Annotated in this window: 7 protein-coding genes; 3 read left to right on the forward strand and 4 right to left on the reverse strand. The window is 40.3% G+C overall.

The annotated features are described in order from the left end of the window. A partial coding sequence (locus CLFS41_RS03775; RefSeq protein ID WP_045091511.1) for a hypothetical protein occupies nt 1-1,618 on the forward strand: 1,618 nt, incomplete at its 5' end. Between the two features lie 183 nt (nt 1,619-1,801). Next, complete coding sequence (locus CLFS41_RS03780) at nt 1,802-2,938, forward strand: choline-binding protein (RefSeq protein ID WP_045091512.1); 1,137 nt, start codon at nt 1,802-1,804, stop codon at nt 2,936-2,938. 109 nt (nt 2,939-3,047) lie between these two features. On the opposite strand, the gene CLFS41_RS03785 is transcribed toward CLFS41_RS03780, so the two are convergent. Both CLFS41_RS03785 and CLFS41_RS03790 read right to left on the reverse strand, forming a co-directional pair. Next, on the reverse strand, nt 3,048-4,181 hold the full coding sequence (locus CLFS41_RS03785) for a choline-binding protein (RefSeq protein ID WP_045091513.1): 1,134 nt from the start codon (nt 4,179-4,181) through the stop codon (nt 3,048-3,050). 112 nt (nt 4,182-4,293) lie between these two features. After that, a complete protein-coding gene (locus CLFS41_RS03790; protein WP_045091514.1) occupies nt 4,294-6,000 on the reverse strand; it encodes an argininosuccinate lyase in 1,707 nt (568 codons plus the stop codon). A 256-nt stretch (nt 6,001-6,256) separates the two neighbouring features. Between CLFS41_RS03790 and CLFS41_RS03795 the strand changes: the two genes are divergently transcribed. Continuing rightward, the gene (locus CLFS41_RS03795) at nt 6,257-7,657 is read left to right on the forward strand and encodes an ATP-binding protein (RefSeq protein WP_045091515.1); all 1,401 of its coding nucleotides are present in this window, start codon (nt 6,257-6,259) and stop codon (nt 7,655-7,657) included. A 108-nt stretch (nt 7,658-7,765) separates the two neighbouring features. Here the strand turns inward: CLFS41_RS03795 and CLFS41_RS03800 are convergent, their stop codons facing one another. Both CLFS41_RS03800 and CLFS41_RS03805 read right to left on the reverse strand, forming a co-directional pair. Further along, on the reverse strand, nt 7,766-8,899 hold the full coding sequence (locus tag CLFS41_RS03800; protein WP_045091516.1) for a choline-binding protein: 1,134 nt from the start codon (nt 8,897-8,899) through the stop codon (nt 7,766-7,768). 117 nt (nt 8,900-9,016) lie between these two features. Further along, nucleotides 9,017-10,504: hypothetical protein (locus CLFS41_RS03805; protein WP_045091517.1), on the reverse strand; the 1,488-nt coding region annotated here is incomplete at its 5' end.

The raw sequence follows: 10,504 nt of genomic DNA on the forward strand, positions 1-10,504 counted from the left end.
CCTGATCGAGGATGGCGACAACTACTACTATGTAGATATCAATGGCGTTATGGCTGCAAATCAATGGGTAGCTATTGACAACGAGGATGCAGGCGAAGATAATGAGCCAGACCACTACTGGTATTATTTCCAGGCTAATGGTAAGGCATTAAAAAATGGTGATAACAGCAAAGTTGCCCTGAAGACTGTTAATGGTAAAAAGTATGCTTTCGATGAAGAAGGAAAGATGCTTTATGGATGGGTAAAAGAAGATGATGCATCACGCGTTGATAATACAGATGGTGATGGATTTAAAGAAGGCGATTACTACTTCGGTGGTGAAGACGATGGCGCAATGACTGTCGGCTGGCTGCAGATGGATATCACCTATGATGAAGCAACCAATGACAATGAGATCGCTCCTGTCTTTAATGATGACGAAGATCAGTCACGTTGGTTCTATTTCCAGTCAAATGGTAAGAAAGTAAAAGCTAAGGACAACGATGTTCAGAAAAGCAAGACCATAAATGGTAAGAAATATGAGTTCGACCAGAATGGTGCAATGACAGCAGAGTGGTCACTGGATATTGAAGCTGCCAACGCAACTGACAGTGATGGTGAAGTTACAAGAGCCAGCTACAGTACTGCTGCCAAGAACGGTGTTCCTGCTAAATATGCTCGTCAGTGGAGATATTTTAATAGCGTGGAGGATGGCTCCAGAGTAAGCAAGGGATGGTTCAAGGTTGTAGCAGCTGAGTATCTGAACTATGATAAGAACAATGATGATGAAGCTGATTGGTATTATGCAGATGGAAGCGGTAATCTGTATGCAGGCGAATTCAAGACCATCAAGGGTAAGAAATACGCATTTAGAAATGATGGACGTATGGTTAATGGATTGAAGTTTATCAATGAAGACGAAAACTTCGATGTAAAAGCAGATGATGACGGAACATATCCATTTGATGATGAGGATAAGTTCAATGAAAATGCTCCAAAGCTTGAAAAAGCAGGTTATAAGTGCTACTACTTCGGTAATGGCGATGATGGAGCAATGAGAACAAACAAGACAACTATCAGTATTGATGGTGATAACTACAACTTCTACTTCGAGAAATCCGGTGGTAATAAGGGCGCTGGTTTAACCGGAGATAAAGATGACAAGTACTATCAGTCCGGTAAGCTTTTAAAGGCTGGTTCCGATGAAAAGTATCAGGTTGTAGAAGCAACCGGAACATCAACTGCTGAGCAAGCAAAGGGTGCCAGCAAGTTCACATATTCCAAGGTAGATGATGCTAAAGACTTCTTAGGTAAGAGCGATATTGATGCTATCACAGTTACTAAGGATGACTATGATCTTACCGATAAAGATGATGTAGCACAGTTAGAGAATGATTTAAAGGCTGTTGGTATCAATAAGAAGATTGATGATATCAGCGAACTGTATATCTTTAAAGAGACCAAGACAGATTCCAAGGGTAAAGATACAACCTCTTACGGTGTTGACAAGAATAAATATTTCCTTGTAAATACTTCTGGCAAGGTCATCGATAGCAAGTCCAAGAATAAAGATGGTAATGATTATCAGTACGTAGTAGCCAAGGGCGGTCAGATCCTCGCTATTTATGTTGAAGATTAATAATCATATTTACATCTACTAAAATTTAAGGGGGAAAGCGTTATGACTAAGATATTTTATTGGTCATGACGCTTTCTTTTTATACCTAAATTTATAAAAATCAGTATTTAACTTACTAACTTTTTAACATACGAATTAATTTAAGGGATCGTTAAAAATAACAAAAAGGAATCGAGGTAATATATGTTTATAAAACGCCTTATAATATTTGGCCTTATTATGGCATTGTCATCGGCATCTTCAGTCACAGTTTTTGCCAGTACAACGAATAGCATAACAATGGAAAATAGTGGCGCATATTTATTTGAATGGCGTCCAGTAGACTGTGGTGACGGTGTATCATTTGCTATACTTGTAGGTGGCAATACTGTTAATGAAAGCAATGTTATACTAAACCGTGGATACGACTACGCCTATACATTTGAACCAATGACATATTCGAGACCTTGGGGTACTGCACCGGATTTAGTAAATGTTAACGGTGTATGGGGAATTCCTGAAAATTGGTCTTTGCTGCCAGAAGGAAGTCAGCCCACGTTGCAGATTGTACTCAAAACAAACTATAAAAATCTAGACACCGATAAACGTTATATTCACGTTGTACATCTGCCAAGTAACGTTGATAGATCAACACTTCCTGTTGAGGTACGGAAATATCTGATCAATGTAGATGGTTCTGATGCTGGCGCTTACGAAGGTACAGCAACCAGCGGATGGGTAAAGAATGATAATGGACAGTGGACCTACCGGAGGCATGACGGCAGCTTTGTAACTAACAGCTGGCTGACCGTGGACGAAAAGACCTATTATATGGATGAAAATGGAATTATGCTGGCTGATACATATGCTCCGGATGGAACCTATATTAATCCCAGTGGTATAAAGGTAAGCTACAAACCAGGATGGGTTTCTGATGATAAAGGTTGGAGATATATCCAGAAAAATGGGTATCATGCTGCCTCAACCTGGTTACAGGATGCAGATGGAAAATGGTACTATTTTAATATTGGTGCATATATGGCGGTTGACACCGCAACGCCAGACGGTTATTATGTAAATGCCGATGGTGTATGGGATGGCCAACCAAGCACAATTTCTAACAATGTAAATCTTGGACCAGGAATGTCATCTTCAGGCGGATGGGAACAAATCGATAACAATTGGAAATATCTTCAGGAAGATGGTACTTATGTGACCAATGCTTGGAAACAGGTTGACGGAAAATGGTACTATTTTGATGAAAATTCTATAATGGTTACGAACCAGGAAACTCCAGATGGTTATTACGTTAATGCTGATGGGGTTTGGGTTCAGTCATAACTAAAACAAATGCGTAGTAGATAAGTAAAAAGACGAATTCCTAAAGCTTTGCCTTGGAATTCGTCTTTTTATTAAAGGAACAACAAATAAGTCCCGGATGTATAACATGTTACTGTTCCCAAACACCATCTGCATTGACATAATAACCGTCAGGTGTGGTCTGATCTGTAGCCATTAAGGAATTTTCATCAAAATAATACCAATTCCCATCAACCTGTTTCCAAGCATTGGTTACATATGTACCATCTTCCTGCTTAAACTTCCAATCAGTACCTACCGATTCCCATCCGTCAGCAGACGACATTCCAGGTCCAAGGTTTACTTCATTGACGATCGTACTTGCCTGACCATCCCATACTCCATTGGCGTCTACACGGTATCCGTCTGGTGTAGTGGTGTCAACTGCCATGTAAGCACCGATATTAAAATAGTAATACTTGCCATCTGCATCCTGTAACCAGGTAGATGCCGCATAATAGCCGTTCTTCTGTATATATCTCCAGCCATTATCATCAGAAACCCATCCTGGCTTATAGCTTACCTTTACTCCGCTTGGATTCACATAGGTGCCGTCCGGTGCATATGTATCCGCTAACATAATTCCATTTTCATCCATATAGTATGTTTTTTCATCTACAGTAAGCCAGCTGTTAGTAACAAATGAACCATCACTTTTTCTATAGGTCCATTGCCCATTCTCATTTTTTACCCATCCGCTGGTTTCAGTTCCTTCATATGCACCAGCATCAGAACCATCTACATTGATCAAGTATTTACGAACTTCTGCAGGAAGTGTTGACGAATCTACGTTACCTGGCAAATGAACTACATGAATGTAACGCTTATCTGTATCCAGGTTCTTATAATTTGTTTTCAATACGATCTGCATAGTAGGCTGGCTCCCTTCCGGTAATGAAGACCAGTTTTCTGGAATCCCCCATACGCCATCCACATTAACTAAATCCGGCGCCGTACCCCACGGCCTTGAATAGGTCATTGGTTCAAAGGTGTAAGCATAATCATAACCACGGTTTAAGATAACATCGCTTTCATTAACTGTATTACCACCTACAAGTATAGCAAAGGATACACCATCACCACAGTCAACTGGACGCCACTCAAACAGGTATGCGCCACTGGTTTCCATGGTTACACTATTTGTTGTATCAGCAAATGATTGAACTGTAGTTCCCACAGAAAGAATCATAGCAAACCCGAGTATTGCAAGGTGTTTTTTTAACATATATTACCTCCTGAAAATAAAAGAAAGCGCCGTGACTAATAATTATAAAATCATCAGTCACAACGCTTCCCCCTTGAATATTAATTAGTTATTCGGATTGTATCTATCCAGATTAGTCTTCAACATAAATAACTCTGATTTCGCCCTTACTATCAGTCACGTAAACATAGTCATTACCGTCTTTGCTCTTACCCTTCTTATCGATAACTTTACCAGAAGTATTAATTAACTTCAGTCCATTATCCTCAGGAAGAATATAGAGTTCCTTCAAATCATCAGCCTTCTTGTTAAAGGATGAAGCAGCAGTCTTAGCTTCGTCAACCTTGCTGGTATCGCTGGTTAAGTCATATTTGTTAATAACAGCCTGAGCGTCATCTAATTTAATCCAAGTTTCCACTTCATCATCAGCACTTACTTTCTCAATAGCCTGATACTTGTCATCAGATCCAGCCTTCAGTAGCATACCGGCAAGATAATACTTGTCATCCTTCTCGCCATTTACACCAGAACCCTTCTTAGAGCCTGATTTCTCGAAGTAGAAGTTGAAATTGTCACCATCAATTGAGATAGTGGTCTTGTTAGTCTTCATAGCGCCGTCTTCACCATCACCGAAGTAATAGCAAAGATAGTCATTTGTATTGTAGAACTCAGAAGCACTCTCGATGAAATCGTCCTCAGTATCAAATGGATAATCATCATCATCGTCAGCCTTTACAGACATGCCGTCTTCTTTGATAAACTTCAGACCGCTTACCATACGGCCATCGTTTCTGAATGCATATTTTTTGCTCTTAATGGTCTTGAACTCGCCTGCGTACAGGTTGCCGCTTCCATCTGCATAGTACCATGCATCCTCATCATCATTGTACTTATCTTCATTCAGGTACTCGGCTGCTACTACCTTGAACCAGCCCTTGCTTACACGAGCGCCGTCTTCTACGCTGTTGAAGTATCTCCATGCCTTGGAATACTGAGCGGAGCCACCTGTTCTCTCAACAGCAGCTGTACTGTTGGTTCCTAAGTTAGAAGTTGCCTTTGCAATATCCAGAGACCACTCAGCTACCATTGCGCCATACTGGTCAAATGCATACTTCTTACCATTAATGGTTTTCTCTTTGGTATCATCAGCATCGTCTGACTGAACCTTCTTACCATTGGACTTGAAGTAGAACCAACGGCTCTGATCCTCATCATCATTAAATACTGGAGCAATCTCATAATCATTGGTTGCTTCATCATATGTGATATCCATCTGCAGCCAGCCAACGGTCATGGCACCGTCATCTTCGCCGCCGAAGTAGTAAACGCCATCCTTGAAAGCATCGCCGTCTGTATTGTCGATACGCTCTGCACTGTCAGAGGATACCCAGCCATACAGCATCTTGCCTTCATCATCAAATGCATACTTTTTGCCGTTAACGGTCTTTAAAGATACATTGTCACCGCTGTTCTTTAAAGCCTTACCATTGGCCTGGAAGTAATACCAGTAGTGATCTGGCTCATCATCATCGCCAGCGTCCTCGTTGTCAATAGCTACCCACTGATTGGAAGCCATAACGCCATTGATATCTACATAGTAGTAGTTGTCGCCATCCTCGATCAGGGTGTCGATAGCCATCTCGCCATCGCTATCCAGGTAATACCAGTTATTACCGGACTTTGCCCACTTATCGGTTACTCTGTCGCCATTCCTATCATAGTATACCCAAGTACCATCTTCCTCAGCCCAACCCTGAGCCGCAAAAGATGTCATGGATGCACCAATAGCGAGCAGTGCTGCTGTTGATAATACAGCAACTAATTTTGTCTGCTTTCTCATAATTAATGCACTCTCCTTTTTCTTTTTGAAATACTTTTTGAAATTCCTTTATTGCATTACGAGTTGATTATACTTCGGATAAGGAAAATTATAGAAAGACATATACAAACCATACAAACTTATATAATTAATGCGAAAAGTGTCTATTTAATAAGAAGTATTTATCTTGAAAATATCCTTATAAAGTGATATGCTAATCATACAATTACTAATCAATCAATTAGTAATTGTATGATTAGTATAATGGAGGTATTCTATGTTTGTAGGACGTGAGCGCGAGCTGAAAAAATTAGAATCACTTTATAACAGCAATCAATTTGAGTTTGTTGTTTTTTATGGAAGAAGGAGAGTTGGCAAGACAACTCTGATCAATGAATTTATTAAGAATAAGCAGGCTGTGTACTACATGGCAATTGAGGGTACCCGTAAGGAGAACTTATCGGGTTTATCCAAGGTTCTATTGTCAACAGGGACAGAGGCGGCCTGTTCTGAATTTACGGATTATAATAATATGTTAAATCATGTAGATTGTTTATGTAAAAAACAGGAACGCAGCATTATTGCTATTGATGAATTCCCATACCTTGCAGCATCCTATCCTGCAATATCCTCTATGCTTCAAAGCCATATTGATCAGTATTGGAAAAACAGTAAACTTTTTCTTATCCTATGCGGTTCTTCGATGAGCTTTATGGAGGAGCAGGTATTAGGCTATAAAAGCCCTCTGTATGGCCGCAGAACGGCTCAGTTTAAAATACATCCATTCACCTTCTTTGAGGCGCGCAGCTTGCTTCTAGGCTTCTCAGACGAAGATCAGGCAGTTCTATATGGTGTTACCGGGGGAATACCTGAATATCTCTCTAGGATCAAATGTAACGAAAGCCTGGATAGAAATATTATTGATTTGTTTTTTGACGAAAGTGGACGCTTATTTGAAGAACCCATAAATCTTTTAAAGCAGGAATTAAAAGAGCCAGCTTCCTATCATTCTATTATTTCTGCAATAGCAAGTGGTGCCAGCAGATTGAATGATATTTCAACAAAGGTGGGTTTGGAAACCAGTGGGTGCAGCAATCAAATATCCTCATTGATCTCTTTAGGCATTGTACGAAAAGAGATTCCTATAACAGAGCACTCCACCAGCAGAAAAACATTATATCAGCTTGAGGATAGTATGTTTCTGTTTTGGTATCGTTTTGTACGTCCTAATTTAAGCAGTATTACCCGGGGAGTCGGCGAAACCATTTACAATACATTGGTAAAGCCCCAGATCAATAATTTCATGGGGAAAATATTTGAGAATATCTGCCAACAATATTTATTTCATCATAGAGTGTATGGAACCTTGCCCTTTGCCATTGGAAATGTTGGACGATGGTGGGGAAATAACCCAAAGAAAAAATGCCAGGAAGAAATAGATATCATGGCGGTTCAGGACTCGTCCGCCTTATTTGGCGAATGTAAGTGGAGGAACGCACCTATTGATATGGATGTAGTTCATGTTTTGATTGAGAGGGGAGAATTGTTTCAATTTTCAGAGAAATACTATTTGCTCTTTTCTAAAAGTGGTTTTACACAATCTGTTATAGATTATGCAAAAGATAAGAGTAATAAAATGGGATTAATATCTTATGATCAGATATGTGAATTAGAGTAAATAAGAATTCATTTTTTCCGTTATCTATCGTGACCTTATTTTTGATAAAAGACGAATCCCAAAGAATATCCATTCTCTGGAGTTCGTCCTTTAAGTTACAATGATTTATTATTGTATCCAAACACCATCAGCATTAACATAATAACCGTCAGGCGTGGTCTGATCCGTAACCATTAATGAATTTTCATTAAAATAATACCATTTTTCATCAACCTGTTTCCAAGCATTGGTCACATATGTACCATCTTCCTGCTTAAATTTCCAATCAGTACCCACTGATTCCCATCCCGTAGCAGATGACACTCCAGGTCCAAGGTTTACTTCATTGACGATTGTACTTGCCTGACCGTCCCACACACCATTAGCATCTACGCGGTAGCCGTCTGGCGTGGTGGTATCAACGGCCATGTAAGCGCCAATATTAAAATAATAATACTTACCGTCAGTATCCTGTAACCAGGTGGAAGCTGCATAATAACCATTTTTTTGGATATATCTCCAGCCACTTCCATCAGCCACCCAGCCCGGCTTATAACCAACCTTTTCACCCTTTGGATTTAAATAGGTTCCATCTGGTGCATATGTATCAGCCAACATGATTCCATTTTCATCCATATAGTATGTTTTTTCATCAACTGTGAGCCAACTGTTTGTTACAAAAGTACCGTCACTTTTTCTATAGGTCCATTGTCCGTTACTATTTTTTGTCCAGCCACTGGTTTCCGTGCCCTCATATGCGCCGGCATCAGAACCATCTACATTAATCAGATACTTACGTACTTCAGCAGGAAGGGTGGAAGAGTCCACATTGCCTGGCAGATGGACTACATGAATGTACCGTTTATCTGTATCAAGGTTTTTGTAATTTGTTTTGAGTACAATCTGCATTGTGGGTTGGCTTCCCTCTGGAAGGATTGACCAGTTTTCGGGGATTCCCCAGACACCATCTATATTCACTAAATCTGGCGCTGTCCCCCACGGACGAGGATATGCCGATGGTTCAAAGGTATAAGCATAATCATAACCACGATTTAAAATGACATCTCTCTCATTGACTGTATTACCGCCCACAAGAATAGCAAAAGACACACCGTCACCACAGTCTACTGGACGCCACTCAAACAAATATGCGCCACTATTTTCCATTGTTATGCTGTTTGCTGTACTAGCAAATGATGAAATTGCAGTTCCCATAGTCAATGCTGTAGCAAGGCTAAGTATAGCAAGTTGCTTTTTTAACATATAGTAGATACCTCCTGAAAAATAAAAGAAAGCGTTGCGACTAATAATTATAAAATCATCAGTCACAACGCTTCCCCCTTAAATTTTAATTAATTGATTGGATACAAACCATTCAAATTAGTCTTCTACATAGATAACTCTGATTACACCCTTGTTATCGGTTACGTAAACATAGTCATTACCATCTTTGCTCTTGCCCTTCTTGTCAATCACTTTACCAGAAGTATTGATAAGTTTTAATTCATTATCAGGCAGAACGTAGAGTTCCTTCAGGTCGTCAACCTTCTTATTGAAGGAGGATGCAGCCTTCTTAGCAGCATCAACATTGGCCTGGCTTACGTCACTTGTTACCTTATGCAGATCAATAACAGCCTGAGCATCATCTAACTTCTTCCAGCCCTTTTCTTCTCCAGCCTTATCTACATACTGAATAGCCTGATACTTATCATCAGAGCCAGCCTTCAGCAGCATACCACCTAAGTAGTACTTGTCATCCTTCTCACCATTTACACCTGCACCCTTGTCAGAGCCAGACTTTTCAAAGTAGAAGTTGAAGTTGTCGCCATCGATTGAAATAGAAGTCTTGTTGGTCTTCATAGCACCGTCATCGCCACCACCAAAGTAATAGCAGCTATAACCGTTTGCAGTATACCACAGAGCACTGTCGATGAAATCATCTTCAGTATCAAATGGATGATCGTTATCATCATCTGCATATACCTTGGTCAGATCATTTTTATTGATGAACTTCAGACCATTGATCATACGGCCATCATTTCTGAATGCATACTTCTTGCCCTTAATGGTTTTGAATTCGCCTGCATACAGATTGCCGCTACCATCTGCATAGTACCATGCATCTTCATCATCATTATATTTCTCTTCGTTCAGGTATTCAGCAGATACTACCTTAAACCAACCCTTGCTTACACGGGAACCATCTTCAACGCTGTTGAAGTATCTCCATGCCTGAGAGTATTTAGCAGTGCTTGCCTTACCTGGTGTAGCTGGCATATCAGCTGTAGCAACCTTGGTTTCGTCCATGGACCACTCAGCTACCATTGCACCATTCTGGTCAAATGCATATTTCTTACCATTAATGGTCTTCTCTTTGGTCTCTTCGCCGTTATCAGCATAAATCTTCTTACCATTAGACTTGAAGTAGAACCAACGGCTCTGATCCTCATCATCTGTAAATACAGGAGCAACATACTTGTACTCATCATTTGTTGCTTCCTCATATGTGATATCCATCTGCAGCCAGCCAACGGTCATAGCACCGTCATCTTCGCCGCCGAAGTAATAAATGCCATCCTTGAAAGCATCGCCATCAGTGTTATCGATACGCTCTGCGTTATCGTTAGCAACCCAGCCATACAGCATCTTACCTTCATCATCAAATGCATATTTCTTGCCATTGATGGTCTTTAAAGATACATTGTCTCCGCTGTTCTTTAAAGCCTTACCATTAGCCTGGAAGTAATACCAGTAATGCTCTGGCTCATCATCCTCACCAGCGTCCTCGTTGTCAATAGCTACCCACTGATTGGAAGCCATAACGCCATTGATATCTACATAGTAGTAGTTGTCGCCATCCTCGATCCT

Source organism: Clostridium sp. FS41 (genome assembly GCF_000954015.1).
GTDB classification, from domain to species: Bacteria; Bacillota; Clostridia; order Lachnospirales; family Lachnospiraceae; genus Enterocloster; species Enterocloster citroniae.

Excerpts from the sequence above, each read along its gene's own strand:
- CLFS41_RS03780 (WP_045091512.1), top strand. The coding sequence starts at position 1,802 with ATGTTTATAAAACGCCTTATAATATTTGGCCTTATTATGGCATTGTCA.
- CLFS41_RS03785 (WP_045091513.1), bottom strand. The coding sequence starts at position 4,181 with ATGTTAAAAAAACACCTTGCAATACTCGGGTTTGCTATGATTCTTTCT.
- CLFS41_RS03790 (WP_045091514.1), bottom strand. The coding sequence starts at position 6,000 with ATGAGAAAGCAGACAAAATTAGTTGCTGTATTATCAACAGCAGCACTG.
- CLFS41_RS03795 (WP_045091515.1), top strand. The coding sequence starts at position 6,257 with ATGTTTGTAGGACGTGAGCGCGAGCTGAAAAAATTAGAATCACTTTAT.
- CLFS41_RS03800 (WP_045091516.1), bottom strand. The coding sequence starts at position 8,899 with ATGTTAAAAAAGCAACTTGCTATACTTAGCCTTGCTACAGCATTGACT.